The following is a 15,961-nucleotide window of genomic DNA, read 5'->3' on the forward strand; positions in this document are numbered from 1 at the left end:
GCTCACACCCGTTCGATGATCGTGGCGATACCCATTCCGCCGCCCACGCACAGCGTGACCAGGCCACGGCGCAGGTTGCGGCGCTCCAGCTCGTCGAGCAGCGTGCCGACCAACATCGCGCCGGTGGCGCCAAGCGGGTGGCCCAACGCAATCGCGCCGCCATTCACGTTCACCTTCTCGTGCGGCACGTCCATCGCGCGCATGAAGCGCAGCACCACTGCAGCAAAAGCCTCGTTCACCTCGAAGAGGTCGATGTCCTCAACACTCAGTCCGGCGCGGTCCAGCGCCTTGCGGGCCGTCAACGCTGGCGCGGTGAGCATGATCATCGGATCGTCGCCCGCCAACGCGGTGGCGACGATGCGGGCGCGCGGCGTCAGCCCGTTCGCCTTCGCCGCCGCTTCGTTGCCGATCAGCACCAGTGCGGCGCCATCGACGATGCCGGACGAATTGCCGGGGGTATGCACATGCCGCACCCGTTCCACCTGCGGATAGCGGCGCTTGACCAATTCATCGAAGCCCAGCCCGCCCATGGCCTCGAACGAGGGCTTGAGTTTGGCCAGCGCCTCGCGGGTCGTCGCCGGCTTGATGAACTCGTCCTCGGCGAGGATCACCTGTCCGAGTCGGTCCGTCACCGGCACCACCGAGCGAGTGAAATGGCCTGCCGCGCGCGCAGCGGCAGCGCGCTGCTGCGAAGCCAGCGCGAGGGCATCGACCGTGTCGCGGTCGTAGCCGTCCAGCGTGGCGATCAGGTCGGCGCCCACGCCCTGCGGCACGAAGTGGGTCGCAAGACTCGTCTCGGCATCCAGCGCCCAGGCCCCGCCGTCGGACATCATCGGCACGCGCGACATCGACTCGACGCCACCGGCCACGACCAGATCCTCCCAGCCCGAACGCACCTTCTGCGCCGCGAGATTCACCGCCTCCAGCCCGGAAGCGCAGAACCGGTTGATCTGCACACCGGCCGCATTCCAGTCCCAGCCTGCGGCCAGCGCAGCGATCTTGGGCAGGCAGGCACCCTGGTCCAGCACAGGCGTCACACAGCCCATCACCACATCGTCCACCCGTGCGGTGTCGAAACTGTGCCGACGCACCAGCTCCTGCATCAGCCCAACCGTCAAAGCGATCGGCTTGACCTCATGCAGGCTGCCGTCGGCCTTCCCCTTGCCACGCGGCGTGCGTATCGCCTCGAAAATGAATGCTTCGCTCATGCTCCCCTGAACTCCCCCGAATTGCTTCGGGCAAGTTAGTTGAGCAAGCAGTTGCTTGGCAAATTATTCCAGAGCTCGGTAAGCGAACGCTCGCCGCGCCGCAACGCGGCGACTCGCCTGGCCAACAGCATGCTCCCGGCTCTCCAACCGAGCCGGGAGCGCCATCAGAATTTGTAGCCGAAATTCAGGCGGAAGCCCTTGAGGTCGTGGTCACCGTGGGTATAGGTAATCCCCAGGCTCGATTGTTCAATCGTGACACCTGCGAAGTTCACACGGGTACTCGCGGCGATCCCGAACTCCTGGTACTTCTCGATGTAGAGCGCGTCGCCCGAGTAGCGCGTGTCGATGATCCATGCACGCCACGCCGCCGGGCGCCCGAGCAGGCTTGACGGCAACGAGCTGCCCACATCGATGCCGTTGCGCAGCATCGTGTTCGAAAGGTCATAGTCGATTTCATAGTCACCGTACTTGAGGCTCTGCGTCCGGTACAAACCGACCATGTCGGTGATGCCGAACTGCCAGTCGCCCAACGCAAAGGCATAGCGGCTGGACAGACTCGCCGAGTACATCACTGCCGCCGCGCCAAGGTCGGACGATCCGGTCGCGCCAACCCGCAAGGCTGGCGTGAGCACCCAGCCCTTGAGCACCGGCACCCGGAGCGCGCCACCCAGTGCAGCGCTGCCGCCCTTGGCGCCTTCCGCCGTGGTGTAGGTCAGCGGCGCCTCGAGCTTGAAGTGGTAGCCGTTGCCCAGGTTCCAGGTCCAGCCGAGCGGTAACTTGGTGACGTTCTGCGAGAATCCGCCGGCGCTATAACGCCCGAACTCCAGTCCGACCAGCGCATAGTTGTTGCCAGCCATGGAGCTGCCCGTTGTGTCGTCGACGAACACCGAGTCGGCCGCCGTCGAGAAGTCGGCTGCACCCATTTGCCCCATCAGGCTGCCAGGGTTGCCAGCGACCGGGTCGACAGGCGAAACATGGGCGAGCTCTTTCAACATCCGTGTCAGAAGGTCGGCGCCCTCGCCCTTCATCCAGGTTTCGAACTGGTCTTCACTCGCGCTGCGGGTGCCGCCGGCGAAGGTCAGGTTGATGCCGAGTGAAGGCACGCGAAAGTTCAGCGTCGGCGATCCGGATGCGTACTCCACCTGTGCTGGCAAGCCCCGGATGTAGAGCGTCGCCACGGCAGCAGACGTCTCGGTATAGGTACTGACAACGCCTTGCAGCCCGCTTGCCGAAACGGCATCGAGCAGATCGCCGATTGCGGAAAAGCCAGCCTTACCCTGTTGCCCACTCTCGCGCACCAAGGCGTCGAGTTCGAACAGATCCTTCGCCTGCACGCCAGTGCAGCAAGTAGCCATTGCAACGGCCAATGCCCAGTTCCGCATATGTGCCCCCCTCTTACTCTGATCCGGCGGCTGTGCCGCCCATGAAATCGGAATATATCCCGGCGACCTCGGGCGACGCGAGAAGCGGAAATCCAATGCGCCAAACACGTCACGCAACGCATGGCGCCGCTATCTCGTTCTGATTGAATTGCCCACTACCCACGCAATCCCACCAAGCCTTACAGCAGGACGACCGCGCACCGCGGGCCGTCGACGGCGTCATGTGCGGGTCCCTGCTAGACTTGTCGGCCCAGCAGAGTGCATTCACAAGAGGCGGAGAGATGAACATCATCGATGACATCCGCGCACGGCAAGGCGAGCTGTCGCGCATTCGACGCGATATCCACGCTTATCCGGAACTTGCTTTCGACGAACACCGGACCGGTGATGTGGTCGCGAGACACCTGGAAGCGCTTGGGATCGAGACACATCGCGGCATCGGCCGCACCGGCGTGGTTGGCGTCATCCGTGCCGGGAGCAGCACGCGGGCGATTGGCTTGCGCGCCGACATGGATGCGCTCCCGATCACCGAACGCAACACTTTCGAGCATTGTTCAAGGCACGCCGGCCGCATGCACGCCTGCGGGCATGATGGTCACACCACAATGCTGCTCGGCGCCGCCGAATACTTGGCGAAGCACCGCAACTTCGACGGCACGGTGGTGCTGATCTTCCAACCGGCCGAAGAAGGCGAAGGTGGCGCGCCGGCGATGCTGGCGGACGGCCTGCTTGAACGCTTCCCGTTCGAGATGGTGTTCGGCATGCACAACTGGCCAGGGTTGCCAGTCGGCAGCTTTGGCGTCTTCCCTGGCCCGGTGATGGCAAGTTCAGATCAATGGGAAATCCATCTGCACGGCCGCGGCGCACACGCCGCCATGCCTCAGCAGGGCTTGGACCCGATTGTTGCGGGCGCGGCGCTGGTGCAATCACTGCAATCGCTGATCACGCGAACGCGCGATCCGCTCGAACCTGCGGTGCTATCCGTTACCCAGTTTCATGCGGGCGAGGCCTACAACGCGATCCCGGATCGCGCCTACCTGATGGGCACCGTGCGCGCCCTGTCGCACCATGAACGCGACCGCCTGGAACATGCCATCGGTGTCGTGACCGACGGTATCGCGGCGGCCCACGGCGTTCGCGCCGAATACACCTATCGGCGCGGCTACCCACCGACGATCAACGATGCTGCGGCCGCGGCCGTGTGCGCACAAGCCGCAGCCAAGGTGGCCGGCGCGACCGGCGTACTGGCCAATCTGCGCCCAAGCATGGGTGCGGAAGATTTCGCCTACTTCGCCCAGGCGCGGCCGGGTTGTTACGTGTGGATCGGCAACGGACCCGGTGAAGGTGGCTGCACCTTGCACAACCCGAATTACGACTTCAACGATGAAGCCCTGCCGATCGGTGCGAGTTACTGGGTGAGGCTGGTCGAAACTGCCTTGGCGCCCGCATGAGCCCCGACCAGATCCTGCTCTTCATTGGCGCCGCGTTGCTGCTCGCTGTCGCGCCGGGCCCCGACAATTTGGGGGTGCTGGCGCTTGGGGTATCGCGCGGGCGCAGCGAGGCACTCGGCTTTGCACTGGGCTGCGCAGCCGGCTGCTTCAATCACACGCTGCTGGCAGTGCTTGGCGTGTCCGCGCTGATAGCGGCCTCACCGCTCGCGTTTCGCGCGCTCCAGCTTGCCGGAGCAGCCTACCTTGTCTGGATCGGCGTTCAGGCCTTGCGCTCACGCGGCGCCCAGCTCGCCAATCTCGACACACCATCGGCTGAGGCTGGCTTCCTGCCGTATTTCCGCCGCGGCTTGATCGCCAATGCGATCAACCCCAAGGTCGCTTTGTTCTTCCTCTCATTCCTGCCCCAGTTCATCCGCGCGGACGGCTGGCCGGCCCCGCTGCAGCTGGCGGTGCTCGGTGCGCTCTTCGCAGTGGTCGCCGCCATAGTCTTCGGCGGCATCGCGCTGGCTGCGGCGCCGCTTGGCGGCTGGCTACGTCGTCGCGAACGCCTTACGCGCTGGCTCGACCGTGCTACCGGCGGGCTCTTTGTCGGCTTGGGGATCCTTACCGCCGTGGGGATTCGCTGATTGCCTGTCGCGGCAGTCTGAGGCATCCTCGCGCCCTCGTTTTACGGGATTTGGTTTCATGCACGTTCACACCACGATTGCCAGCCTGCGCAAGGCGCTCATCAACGCCGACCGCGTTGCCTTTGCCCCGACCATGGGGAACCTGCATGAGGGCCACATCAGCCTGATGCAGCGAGCGCGCCACCACGCTGGCGTGGTTGTCTCCAGCATCTTCGTCAATCGACTGCAGTTCGGTCCGAATGAAGACTTCGACAAGTACCCGCGCACCTTCGAAGCGGACTGCGCCAAGCTGCGCGACGCCGGCGTCGATCACTTGTTCGCGCCAGACGAACGCGAGCTGTACCCGCAGCCGCAGCAGTACTTCGTGCAGCCCGCTCAGGCACAGGACGCCATTCTTGAAGGCGCTTGCCGCCCTGGGCACTTTCAGGGTGTCGCGACTGTCGTCTGCAAACTATTCAATATCGTGCAGCCGGACGTTGCGCTGTTTGGCAAGAAGGACTACCAGCAGCTCATGGTGATCCGCAACATGGTGCGCGAACTCGCCATGCCAATCGAGATCATTGGTTGCGACACCGTACGGGCAGCGGACGGGCTTGCCCTGTCCTCCCGCAACGGCTACCTGAGTGCCGACGAGCGCGCCGAGGCGCCGCGCCTGCACCGCCAACTCGCCGCGATCGCCGAGTCCGTGCGCGCTGGCCGCCATGATTTCGCCGCCCTTGAGGCCGCCGCAGTCACGCATCTAAATGAAGCGGGCTGGCGCCCGGACTACATTGCGATTCGTCGGCAAGCGGATCTGCAAGCCGCCGAGGTCGGCGCTCCGCTCGTCGTGCTCGCCGCAGCCCGGCTCGGCAACACCCGTTTGATCGACAACCTGGAAATCTGACCGGCGCCGGCGCTGCACCGGCAAGGCCGGTGTTCGCCAGAAACTATCCGGTGACGTGCGAGATCCGCGAGCGCGACGATTCCGGCTCGAAGGGCCGCTCGTCGTCATGTTGTGCAATCTCGTTGATCGCACGTTCCGGATTCTCGGCGCCGCGTTGCAGCGCGACACCCACCGCGAGCACGTCGATCACCACCAACTGCAGTATCCGCGCAATCATCGAAATGAAGGTTTGACCGTCTTCCACATGGTCAAGCCCGATACTGACCGTCGCCTTGCGCGCTAGTGGGCTCTTGCTCGCGGTGATCGCAATCACCTCGGCACCTGCTGCCATCGCGGCATCGACCGAGCGCAGCAAATCCGCCGGCCGGCCTGAGGTCGAAATCACCACGACGACATCGCCCGGCCCGAGCAACTCGGCAGACTGGATCTGCATGTGAGTATCGGAGTACGCCACACAGGGCACGCGGAACCGGAAGAACTTGAACTGTGCATCGAGCGCCACAACCGCCGCATTCCCGATCGCGTAGAACTCGATCCGGCGGGCGCGGCGCAAAAGCGTCGTCGCCTCTTCAATCGCGGCGACGTTGATGGTGTCGCGCAAGCGCAAGATCGCCGATGCGGTGTTCTCCATCACCTTGGCGCTGATGTCGGGCGCCGAATCGCCATGCCTCACCTGACTGTGACGAACCGGAACGGTGCCAGTGAGACCTGAAGCGAGCTTGAGCTTGAAATCGGACAGTCCCTGGAATCCAAGTGAGCGGCAGAAGCGAATCACGGTTGGCTGGCTGACCTCAGCCTGCCGGGCAATCTCGATGATCGGATCGTTCAACACGGTCCGGGGGCGCGCGAGTACCAGCTGCGAGACCCGCTGCTCAGCCTTCGACAAGGTCGGGCCCGCCGAGCGAATCTTGTCCAGCAACGAACTGTCGCCAGTTGCGCGGCCACGCAGGTGATCAGCCAGGATGGCCGAAACGCCGTGGAACGCCGGATACGGCGCAGTGATCACGTAGGTCGGCACCTGCGACAGGTAATCCGAGAAACGCCCTTTTGCCTCGAAGCGCGCGCGGAACGGTGAATGCAGGAAGCGTGGCCCGAGCCGCGGGACGATGCCACCACCGATGTAGATACCGCCCAGCGCACCCAAGGTCACCGCCAAGTTGGATGCAACCGTGCCAAGCATGCCGCAGAAGCAATCGAGCGTTTCCACGCACACTGGATCACTGCCAGTGAGCGCGGCCTCAACGATATCCTTGGCCTTGCGCGGCAAGGGCGGCACGCCGTCTCGCTCGGACAAGGCGCGATAGGTCAATTCGATGCCGGGCCCGGAAATCAGACGCTCGCCAGACACATGGGGGTACTCACGCCAGCAATAGCGCAGCACATCCATCTCGCGCTCGTCGTTAGGCGCAAAACTTGTGTGGCCGCCTTCACTGCCCAGCGTTACCCACCGATCCTCGGTGGGGATCAGTGCTGACACGCCAAGGCCGGTGCCCGGCCCAAGCAACCCGATGACTGAGTTAGGCTGAGGTTCACCACCGCCAACCTGCATACGCTGGTCGGCATTCAGATGCCGCAGCGCCATCGCGAGTGCGGTGAAGTCATTTACGACCAACAACGTGGTCAGGTCGAGCCGCTGACGCACTTCATCGATAGAGAAAGTCCAGTCGCGATTGGTCATTCGGACCAGATCGCCGCCGATCGGATTGGCAATCGCAATGCCCGCGTGACTCACACGGAGCACACCAACCTTGCGCAGATAGGCCCGGGTCACGTCGACCAGGCCGGCGTAGTCGTCACACCGCAACACTTCAATCGACGCAAAGACGCCGGGCGCCATCTCCAGCGCGAACCGTGCATTCGTCGCACCGACGTCCGCGAGCAAGCGCGGGCCATCTAGGTACGGTTTGGGGTGCGAGAGCATGGGCACAAATCCGGCAACCGAAGCCGGTGTCACACCACGCTGCGGCCCCCTAGCCATCATGCGACCTCGCAACCCATCGCAGCCTCAAGCAGCTCGTACCAATGCTGACGATCAAGGCTGTGGTTGGCAGCGGCGATGGCCAAACGAACCCGTTCAAGCTTGCCAGTACCGATAACCGGCACCACACCTGAGGGATGGCGCATCAACCACGCAAGCGCAACCTGCTCCGGAGTCAAACCCGTTTCCCGCCCGATCCGCTGCAGAACCTCGCCCACGGCGAGCCCGCGCTCATCGCCTTGCGAGAAAAGCCGTCCCGCCGCCAGTGGTGACCATGCCATTGGAACAATCCGCATCTTCTGGCATTGATCGAGCGTGCCATCCGCCAATGGGTCGGTACGCAGCAGCGAGAATTCAATCTGGTTTACCACCAAGGGGAACGGTAACCTCGATTGCAGCAGCTCGACTTGGTGAGGATGATAATTCGAGACACCAAAGGTCCTGACCTTGCCCGATTGCTTCAGCGCGCAGAACGCCTCGGCAACCTCGTCCGCATCCAGCAACGGGTCGGGGCGATGCAGGAGAAGGAGATCGATACGATCGGTCGAAAGCGATCTGAGCGAGTTCTCAACCTGCGCGGCAATGTAGCCACGCGAACAGTCGTAATGCTTGACGCGCAGATCCGGCCAGCGGGCCGACTTCAGGCGGATTCCGCACTTGGTAACCAGTTGCAGGCGATCGCGCAGGCCGGCAGAACGCCGGAGTGCATCACCAAGTGCCGCTTCGCCTTGGTAATCGCCGTAGATATCCGCTGTGTCGACTGTCGTCACCCCGACCTCAGCCGCGCCTTCGACAAAAGCGGCCATTTCCGCCGCTGTCATCGACCATTCCTGGAAGCGCCAGGTTCCAAGCACGATCGGAGAGATCTTCCCGACATGGCGGGACGCAATCATGGCCTCGCCTCCAACAGCACCACGCCCTCGCCCAACACTTTCACCTTGCCCCCACTCACCGTCACTTCACGTCCCGTATAGGCATCGCGCAAGCTAACCCCATTGGCAAATACATCGCCAACGGAAAGCTCCTGATCACCGTTTACACCAATCGCCGCAACGATACGATCGCTGCCGTCAGCGGCAACTCGCGAAAACACGTAGGGACTGGAAGAAAGCTTTGCATGCCGACCGCGTGCCACAGCAGGGTGGCGAGCGCGGAACTGAGTTAGCTTCGTCCAATGCGCGAGCACGGAATCATTGATCGCATTCCAGTTCATGTCGGAACGCGTAGCCTGCTGCGGATCGGAATTGGTGAACGGACCCGGCGGACGGGCTGTTTCGTCACCATAGAATATCTGCACCCCGCCCGGCGCCAGCAAGAGCGCCGTGCCGCCATCGATCAAGCGGCCGCGGGGAAAGAGCTTCGTATCGTGAGATGAAATATACGAAAGCACGTTATAGCCCGGATCACCTGCCAGCTTCGCAGCGTAGTCTCGATAGACGCCGTCGAGATCGCGAAGGTTGGCCGCGCGACCCTGAAAATCGAAATTGATCATGGCGTCAAAACCATTGGCGTACAGCGCGCTCTTTTCGACGCCGTGCCCCCAGTACTCGCCGACCATCCAGAATGGCTGATCGTCAATTTTCTTCGTCGGGTTCTTCGACTTCCACTCCGCCAGCGCCTTTACCGCATCGGATTTGAGGCGCTTCCATGCAGCCGGTTCTACATGCTTGACGGTGTCACATCGGAATCCGTCCACACCGTAATCCCGGACCCAATTGCTAAGCCAGGTTACCAAATAGTCGCGGACGGTCGCGTTCGGGAGCGTCTTAGCCTGCGTATCGCGTTTCGCTTTAAGAAACGGGGGAAGATCAACCTTCTCCGTGCTTTCAGTGCGGAAGTCCGGCAAATAGGCGAGTTGTTTCGTGTAATCGTCGCTGCCCTCTGGCGCGTAGCCCGGCAATCCGGCTCGTACCCAGGCCCCCCCCCACCATTGAGCCCACTTTTTCTTGTCGGCGTTGTAGTCGATAAACTCGTGGTAATCACGCAGGCCGGCCTTATCCGCGCCGCGCCAAAGAACGGGGATACGAAAATCGAGGGCGCTCTGGATATCGAGATAGCCCGGGTGATTCATGACAACATCGAACACCACCCGAATACCCTGTGCATGCGCGGTATCGATCATTTCGCGCAATTCATCCGGGGTACCCATGTTGCGATCCAACACGGTGAAATCGGTCGCGTAATAGCCGTGGTAGGAGTAATGCTTAAACTCCTGGTTCCCACCAACCACCCAACCGTGAATCTGTTCGTACGGTGCGGTTATCCATATTGCATTGACGCCTAGCGCCGAAAACCAGCCAGACTTGAGCCGTTCGGTAACGCCGGCGAGATCCCCGCCATGAAAGGTGCCGATTTCGTTCAGGCCGTCTCTCTTGCGACCGTAGCTGCCGTCGTTATCCGGATTGCCGTTCTTAAAGCGATCCGTAACGAGGAAATAGACAATCGGATTGTCCGCGAACTCCGATGCCGCGAAACACTGACTACTCAGGACACATCCAAAAGCAACAAAGATCGCAAAGATCTGGCGCATAACGGCCTCGCGGGGACCAAATAAAATCCGCCGCCTCAAAGGGCGGCGGATCGTCACACACGCAAATTACTTTGCCTGGCGAGCCTTGATTGCTTCTTCCTTGGACGTGTAGATCGCCTTGTCGCCAGCATTCACCCAGATTTGCTTGATGGTGTTGCCGTCGAAGCGCTGATCTTTCCCGCCCTGCTCTTTGGTATCGCCCTTGTGAATGATGTAGTTCACGAAGCCGCTCTTACCAAACGCCGACAGCGGAACGTGCCAGTACACGCCAGCATCGTCCGTCTTGCCCTTCGGCTTCAGCGGACCAAACCAGTCCACACCATCAATCGGCGTACCCGGCTGACCAGGGTTGCCAATCCATGCATGCAGACCCCAGCCGGCATAGTTGCCATCCGGGCGGAAGTAGTTGATCGCGATCTGACCTTCGGCCGGATCAGAAGCATCCGCCGCGAAAATCGGCATTGCTGCCACGCCCAGAGCCAGTGCAGTAACAGCCTTCAGAAAAAAACGCTTTGTAGTCATGGGTTGTCCTCCGGTGGAAAGTACTAAGCAGGGATATCCATTTCGCACAGCGAGACTATCCGTAGGCGCCGAATCGCGACGGTGCTACACCGTCACGTCGGCGCTCTTCTTATCGAATCAAACCAAAACAGTCCTTAACCCTTGACGCCACCAGCCGTCAGACCGCCGACCATCCAGCGCTGACTGAGCAGGAACACGAAGGTGATGGGCAAACCAGACAAGATCGCGGCCGCCGCGAAATCGCCCCATAGATACTTCTGTTCATACAAGAACAGCTTCGAACCCACCGCAAGCGTCAGGTTGGCCTCTTGATGCAGAAGCACGGAGGCAACCGGGTATTCGATGATTGCGCCAATGAAGGCCAGCAAGAATACAACCATCAGAATTGGCTTCGCCATCGGAAGCAGAACGTACTTGAACGCCTGCCAGTGCGTCGCACCGTCGACGACCGCAGCTTCCTCGATTTCCACCGGAATGGTGTCGTAGTAGCCCTTGATGGTCCACACGTGCAGCGCAATACCGCCAGCGTAGGCAAGGATCAAAGCCCAGTGGCTATCAACACCCAGCCATTTCACATAGCTACCGAGGTAGTCGAAGATCGAAAAGATTGCGATCAGCGCGAGCACCGTCGGGAACATCTGCATGAGCAGAAGTGCAGTCATCCAGTGCTTCTTGCCACGGAATTTCATTCGAGCAAAGGCATATGCAGCAGTCGTCGACAACAACACCGCGATGAATGCGGAAATCAATGCAATCTTGATTGAGTTCCACAGCCAGAGCAGCACCGGGAATGGCGGCGTAATCAGTGAACCATCTTCCGCCTGATACGAAATGCCAAGCGCGAGCTTCCAGTGTTCGAAGCTGATTTGGGCGGGGATCAAGCTGCCAACTGCGAAGTTACCCGGCCGAAGCGAGATCGACAGAATCATCAAGAACGGAAACATGCACAGCGAAATGAACGCAATCAGCCCCAAGTGAGCCACCACGACACGCCAGCGATGCGATTTATCCAGAACGATAGCCATACCAAAAACCTTTCAACTCGTTAGCAGGGAGTCAGCACAGCGCGCGACTCCCCTCTTGACCTGCGGTTCGCCGAGATCAGCGGGCTTCCTGTTGATTCACCTTGGTCAAACGCAGGTTGATGATCGAGAGGATCGCAACCATGATGAAGATGACGGTCGAAATTGCCGCGGCCAGACCAAACTGCTGCCCCGAATCACCGAACGCGATACGGTAGGTGTAGGAAACGAGGATGTCCGTCTCACCTGCCGGAATCTTCGTATCGAGGAAGTCCGGGCGGCCGTTGGTCAGCAGGCTGATCAGCACAAAGTTGTTGAAGTTGAACGCAAAAGACGAGATCAACAATGGCATCAACGGCTTCAGAATCAGCGGCATCGTAATCTTGAAGAAGTTGGTGAGCGGACCGGCACCCGCCAACGCGGAGGCCTCGTAAAGATCCGCTGGAATCGACTTAATCAGGCCTTGGCACAGCACCATCATGTAGGGATAACCGAGCCAAGTATTGACGATCAGGATCATCACCTTCGCCAAAGTCGGGTCGGAAAACCATGGCGGCTTCACACCGATCAGTTGGTCGAGAATCAGGTTGATTTCGCCAAAGTTATTGTTGAACAAGCCCTTGAAGACCAGGATCGAAATAAAGCCTGGCACCGCATACGGCAAGAATAGGAAGGTGCGGTACATATTGCGCCCGGCGATCGCTTCCCAGTTCAGCAGCACCGCCAGGAACATGCCAACTGCTGCAGTCAGCAGGACCGACATGAACGAGAAGGTCACGTTCCAGGCAAAGATACGCAGGAACGGTTGCTGGATCGACTCGTCGCCCAAGACACGGCGGAAATTGTCAAGACCGATGCCAACCTTGAAACCCGGTGCAAGCTGATCGCCCTGTGCGGTCTCATAGAAGCCGGTCTTAAAATTCGGCTTAACGATCTGGCCAGTTTGAACGTTGGTCAATGAGCCGTCGGGATTCTTCGAATAGAGCTTCTTGACCGGCGCGAACTCACGCAAACCGGACATCGTCAGCTCAACGCCATCGGGCAATTTGACGATGACTTCCTTGAGCATGTTGCGCAGAGGAATGATGTCGCGCAGCTCAAGCGGATCACCCAACGCAACTTCGGACGACCCGGTCGGCGTCGCCTGCGCCACAACGCGCTCGGCTTTTTTCAGTGCCAACGGGCCGGTAACAAACGAAAGGGCAACGTCTTCGTTATCGAGCTTAAGCCGATACTCGCTGCCTTCGCGATGAATTGTGGTGGCGAATGTCTGACCTTCCGTCTGATAGGTCTCGTCCAGCAGGTACTTTGTTGCGCGGTCGAATTCGAGCAGGTTCTTGGAGCTGTAGTTCGTGAATCCGATCGCAATGGTGTAGACCATCGGGAACACCACGAATATCAACGCGCCCGCTACGCCCGGAAAGAGGTAACGATACGAATAGGCGCCAGGGGCGGTATAGACGTACACCATCAGTGCGACGACAAACAAGCCGACACCAGCGACAACCGTCTGTCCGGACACATACAGCATGAAAACGAGATAGAGACCAGATAGCGCTAGCAGCGCAAGCAGCGCTGGGCCAATCCATTTTGTCAGACGGTCGTTCACGACTCACATCCCTTACGTGCAGATCTCTCACGCGCCGGCAAACGGGCACGAAAGCCAAGGCGCTTGGATCCGATTGAAACAGCCAAAGACCGCGCCAAACACTCGCCGAATAGGCTCGACGAGTGCTGGCGGGCAAACAAGGCGGGTCGCAGACCCGCCGTGAAGCAGATTACTTCGTCACGATCCGCTTGGCAGCGGCGTCGAGACCTTCCTTCGGAGTCTGACGACCCTGCGTGATGTTCTGCAGAGCGGAAGCCATCGACGCCCAGAAACGACCCATTTCCGGGTTGTTCGGCATCGGAGCACCGTTCTTGGCCGATTCCATCACAGCCTTGATGTTGGCGTCGGCAGCGAGTTCCTTGTAGAACGCCTTGTCGGCCGGCACACCCATCGGCACGTCAGCGTTACAGGTCTTCAGGCCCTGCTGGCTCAGCATGTAGTTCTCGATGAATTCAACAGCCAGTTCCTTGTTCGGGCTGGCCTTGTTAACCATCGCGCCGATCACACCGACGAACGGTGCGCCAGCCTTGCCACCAACCTTCGGAATCGGGGCGGTGCCAAAGTTGATCTTCGACTTCTTCAGGTTGTCCCAAGCCCACGGGCCGTTGATCATCATGGCGATCTTGCCTTGGTTGACACCGGCTTCCATGTCGGCGTACGAAGCACCCTTCGGCATCACGCCGTCGGTAATCATCTTCGCCAGCAGCGTCGCGCCCTGAACAGCACCCTTGTTATTCACGCCGGTGTCGTTCGGATCGTACGTACCGTCCTTCTTCAGCTTGAATGCGTAGCCACCGTTAGCAGCAAGCACCGGCCACGTGAAGTACGTGTTGGTGTAGTCCCACAGGATGGCCTTCTTGCCTTCAGCCGACAGCTTCTTGTCGATTGCAGCGATTTCTTCGAAGGTCTTCGGGGCGGTCGGGACGAGGTCCTTGTTATAGATCAGGTGCACTGCTTCGATAGCGAGCGGATAGCCCCAGACCTTGTTGCCCAGCGAGAAGGCATTCCAACCCAGCTGATCAATGGCGTCCTTGGCCTTCTTGCTCGGGGCAAGCGGCTGCAGCAGACCACCGGCGATCCACTCGCCGATACGGTCGTGCGCCCAGATCCAGATGTCCGGACCCTTGCCAGCGGCAGCGGCTTGCTGGAACTTACCCGGGGCATCTTCCGGGTGCTCGACGGAAACCTGAACACCGGTCTTCTTCGTGAATTCTTGGCCGACTTTCGCCCAACCGTTGTAGCACTTGTCGCCGTTGATCCAGATCAGAAGCTTGCCTTGCTCGGCAGCTTGAACCGGTGCGCTCATCACGCCGGACAGTGCCACCACCGCCGAAGCGGCGAACAGCTTCACTTGATTACCGACTTGCATACTTCATCTCCTTGTAGTGGTCCACCCCATGATCGCCATGTCGTGTGCGGAACACGCACGCGACCGACACTTCTTAACGCGCTACGGATGCCGGATAAATCTTTTATATTTTTTTTGGCTATTGGCGCCTGGTTACCAGGTCACCGGGCAAGCCTGCCCTTTTTCGTCAAATGCATAGCAGCGCTGCAGCGGCAGCCCCACCACGATGTTCTCGCCCACTTTCGCGTGCTTGTCACCAGGCGCCCGCACGATGAACGGCGAATCACAGCCAGCAACTTCCAGATAGAAATACGTGGTATCGCCAAGTCGCTCGACAACCTGGATCTTTCCAGCCATCGTGCTATCGCCGGGCTCGACATCGATCGAGGCATGTTCCGGACGAACACCGAAAGTCACCGGTGCACCCGGCTTCAAGCGGCGAGCGTCGACGGCTGCCTTGACCACAGCGCCGCTCTTGAGCTTGATCTGAGCAACTTTCTCGTCAGCCGACACAAGCTGACCATGAACGAAGTTCATCTTCGGGGAGCCGATAAAGCCTGCCACGAAGAGATTTGCTGGGCGGTGATAGAGCTCAAGCGGCGCGCCAACCTGCTCAATGCGCCCTGCCGACAGCACCACGATGCGGTTCGCAAGCGTCATCGCCTCAACCTGATCGTGGGTGACGTAGATCATCGTTGCCTTAAGCTCAGAGTGGAGCTTCGAAAGCTCAACACGCATCTGCACGCGCAACGCGGCATCCAGGTTCGACAACGGCTCGTCAAAGAGGAAGACATCCGGCTTGCGCACGATCGCGCGGCCAATCGCCACGCGCTGACGCTGACCACCGGAGAGCGCCTTCGGTTTGCGCTCGAGCAGATGTTCAATCTGGAGAATCTTGGCAGCACGATCGACAGCCGCCTTGGTGTCATCCTTCGAGGCGCCCGCGAGTTTCAGTGCGAACGCCATGTTCTCTTCCACAGACATGTGGGGATAGAGCGCATAGCTCTGGAACACCATCGCGACGCCGCGCTTCGAGGGCGGCTCGTCGTTGACGCGCTTTGAGCCGATATAAAGCTCGCCAGCGCTGATGTCCTCAAGACCAGCAATCGACCGCAAAAGCGTCGACTTGCCACAGCCGGACGGACCGACAAAGACAATGAACTCGCCGTCCTGGATCTCCAGATCGATGCCGTGGAGCGTCTGCACATCTCCGTACGACTTCTTGATGCCCTTGAGTACCAGTCCAGCCATCTAAATCTCTCCGGTTACAGTGGGTCAAATCGGACCCATACGGCAACACATGCTGCCGACAACGATGGACGCAACGCGCATCCCAAATGAAATCTCAAGACTCCCCGGACCGAAGCCCGGGGAGTGATTCAAACAGTCAGCTCAACTGAGC

General features: G+C 60.4%; 13 protein-coding genes. 3 read left to right on the forward strand and 10 right to left on the reverse strand.

Features of this window, described 5'->3' with window-relative positions; all coding sequences use genetic code 11:
• Positions 1–2 precede the first annotated feature (2 nt).
• Together HH302_RS14585 and HH302_RS14590 are read right to left on the reverse strand one after the other, a co-directional pair.
• The gene (locus HH302_RS14585; protein ID WP_172202963.1) at positions 3–1,208 is read right to left on the reverse strand and encodes an acetyl-CoA C-acetyltransferase; all 1,206 of its coding nucleotides are present in this window, start codon (positions 1,206–1,208) and stop codon (positions 3–5) included.
• Between the two features lie 164 nt (positions 1,209–1,372).
• Complete coding sequence (locus HH302_RS14590; RefSeq protein ID WP_172202964.1) at positions 1,373–2,563, reverse strand: hypothetical protein; 1,191 nt, start codon at positions 2,561–2,563, stop codon at positions 1,373–1,375.
• Positions 2,564–2,871: 308 nt separating this feature from the next.
• On the opposite strand from HH302_RS14590, the gene HH302_RS14595 reads away from it, so the two are divergent.
• From HH302_RS14595 to panC, 3 genes are read left to right on the forward strand one after another with little or no spacing between them, the layout of a single operon-like run.
• Positions 2,872–4,041 carry a M20 aminoacylase family protein gene (locus HH302_RS14595; protein ID WP_172202965.1) on the forward strand — a complete coding sequence of 390 codons (1,170 nt, stop codon included), beginning with the start codon at positions 2,872–2,874 and terminating at the stop codon, positions 4,039–4,041.
• Positions 4,038–4,667 (forward strand): LysE family translocator, encoded by a 630-nt coding sequence (locus HH302_RS14600; RefSeq protein ID WP_172202966.1) that lies wholly within the window; start codon positions 4,038–4,040, stop codon positions 4,665–4,667. The genes HH302_RS14595 and HH302_RS14600 overlap by 4 nt, the downstream gene beginning before the upstream one ends.
• 58 nt (positions 4,668–4,725) lie before the next feature.
• Complete coding sequence (gene panC, locus HH302_RS14605) at positions 4,726–5,550, forward strand: pantoate--beta-alanine ligase (protein WP_172202967.1); 825 nt, start codon at positions 4,726–4,728, stop codon at positions 5,548–5,550.
• Positions 5,551–5,593: 43 nt separating this feature from the next.
• On the opposite strand, the gene HH302_RS14610 is transcribed toward panC, so the two are convergent.
• The 8 genes from HH302_RS14610 to HH302_RS14645 form a co-directional block, all read right to left on the reverse strand.
• Positions 5,594–7,471, reverse strand: a complete 1,878-nt coding sequence (locus HH302_RS14610) for a glucokinase (protein ID WP_172202968.1) — start codon at positions 7,469–7,471, stop codon at positions 5,594–5,596.
• Positions 7,472–7,527: 56 nt separating this feature from the next.
• The gene (locus tag HH302_RS14615; protein ID WP_172202969.1) at positions 7,528–8,421 is read right to left on the reverse strand and encodes an aldo/keto reductase family oxidoreductase; all 894 of its coding nucleotides are present in this window, start codon (positions 8,419–8,421) and stop codon (positions 7,528–7,530) included.
• Positions 8,418–10,058 carry an alpha-amylase family glycosyl hydrolase gene (locus HH302_RS14620; RefSeq protein ID WP_172202970.1) on the reverse strand — a complete coding sequence of 547 codons (1,641 nt, stop codon included), beginning with the start codon at positions 10,056–10,058 and terminating at the stop codon, positions 8,418–8,420. The genes HH302_RS14615 and HH302_RS14620 overlap by 4 nt, the downstream gene beginning before the upstream one ends.
• Before the next feature lie 66 nt (positions 10,059–10,124).
• On the reverse strand, positions 10,125–10,580 hold the full coding sequence (locus tag HH302_RS14625) for a pullulanase-associated domain-containing protein (protein ID WP_172202971.1): 456 nt from the start codon (positions 10,578–10,580) through the stop codon (positions 10,125–10,127).
• Between the two features lie 134 nt (positions 10,581–10,714).
• Positions 10,715–11,605 carry a maltose ABC transporter permease MalG gene (gene malG, locus HH302_RS14630; protein WP_172202972.1) on the reverse strand — a complete coding sequence of 297 codons (891 nt, stop codon included), beginning with the start codon at positions 11,603–11,605 and terminating at the stop codon, positions 10,715–10,717.
• Positions 11,606–11,681: 76 nt separating this feature from the next.
• The gene (gene malF / locus HH302_RS14635) at positions 11,682–13,211 is read right to left on the reverse strand and encodes a maltose ABC transporter permease MalF (protein WP_206256164.1); all 1,530 of its coding nucleotides are present in this window, start codon (positions 13,209–13,211) and stop codon (positions 11,682–11,684) included.
• 169 nt (positions 13,212–13,380) lie between these two features.
• Complete coding sequence (gene malE, locus HH302_RS14640; protein ID WP_172202973.1) at positions 13,381–14,580, reverse strand: maltose/maltodextrin ABC transporter substrate-binding protein MalE; 1,200 nt, start codon at positions 14,578–14,580, stop codon at positions 13,381–13,383.
• 132 nt (positions 14,581–14,712) lie between these two features.
• On the reverse strand, positions 14,713–15,810 hold the full coding sequence (locus tag HH302_RS14645) for an ABC transporter ATP-binding protein (protein WP_172202974.1): 1,098 nt from the start codon (positions 15,808–15,810) through the stop codon (positions 14,713–14,715).
• Positions 15,811–15,961 lie beyond the last annotated feature (151 nt).

The organism is Niveibacterium sp. COAC-50 (assembly GCF_013184235.1).
GTDB lineage: Bacteria > Pseudomonadota > Gammaproteobacteria > Burkholderiales > Rhodocyclaceae > Niveibacterium > Niveibacterium microcysteis.

What these genes read in the sequence shown, in the direction of transcription:
- malE (WP_172202973.1), bottom strand. Translation starts at nt 14,580, where the DNA reads ATGCAAGTCGGTAATCAAGTGAAGCTGTTCGCCGCTTCGGCGGTGGTG.
- HH302_RS14590 (WP_172202964.1), bottom strand. Translation starts at nt 2,563, where the DNA reads ATGGCTACTTGCTGCACTGGCGTGCAGGCGAAGGATCTGTTCGAACTC.
- HH302_RS14610 (WP_172202968.1), bottom strand. Translation starts at nt 7,471, where the DNA reads ATGCTCTCGCACCCCAAACCGTACCTAGATGGCCCGCGCTTGCTCGCG.
- HH302_RS14645 (WP_172202974.1), bottom strand. Translation starts at nt 15,810, where the DNA reads ATGGCTGGACTGGTACTCAAGGGCATCAAGAAGTCGTACGGAGATGTG.
- malG (WP_172202972.1), bottom strand. Translation starts at nt 11,605, where the DNA reads ATGGCTATCGTTCTGGATAAATCGCATCGCTGGCGTGTCGTGGTGGCT.
- HH302_RS14620 (WP_172202970.1), bottom strand. Translation starts at nt 10,058, where the DNA reads ATGCGCCAGATCTTTGCGATCTTTGTTGCTTTTGGATGTGTCCTGAGT.
- HH302_RS14595 (WP_172202965.1), top strand. Translation starts at nt 2,872, where the DNA reads ATGAACATCATCGATGACATCCGCGCACGGCAAGGCGAGCTGTCGCGC.
- HH302_RS14585 (WP_172202963.1), bottom strand. Translation starts at nt 1,208, where the DNA reads ATGAGCGAAGCATTCATTTTCGAGGCGATACGCACGCCGCGTGGCAAG.
- panC (WP_172202967.1), top strand. Translation starts at nt 4,726, where the DNA reads ATGCACGTTCACACCACGATTGCCAGCCTGCGCAAGGCGCTCATCAAC.
- HH302_RS14600 (WP_172202966.1), top strand. Translation starts at nt 4,038, where the DNA reads ATGAGCCCCGACCAGATCCTGCTCTTCATTGGCGCCGCGTTGCTGCTC.
- HH302_RS14615 (WP_172202969.1), bottom strand. Translation starts at nt 8,421, where the DNA reads ATGATTGCGTCCCGCCATGTCGGGAAGATCTCTCCGATCGTGCTTGGA.
- HH302_RS14625 (WP_172202971.1), bottom strand. Translation starts at nt 10,580, where the DNA reads ATGACTACAAAGCGTTTTTTTCTGAAGGCTGTTACTGCACTGGCTCTG.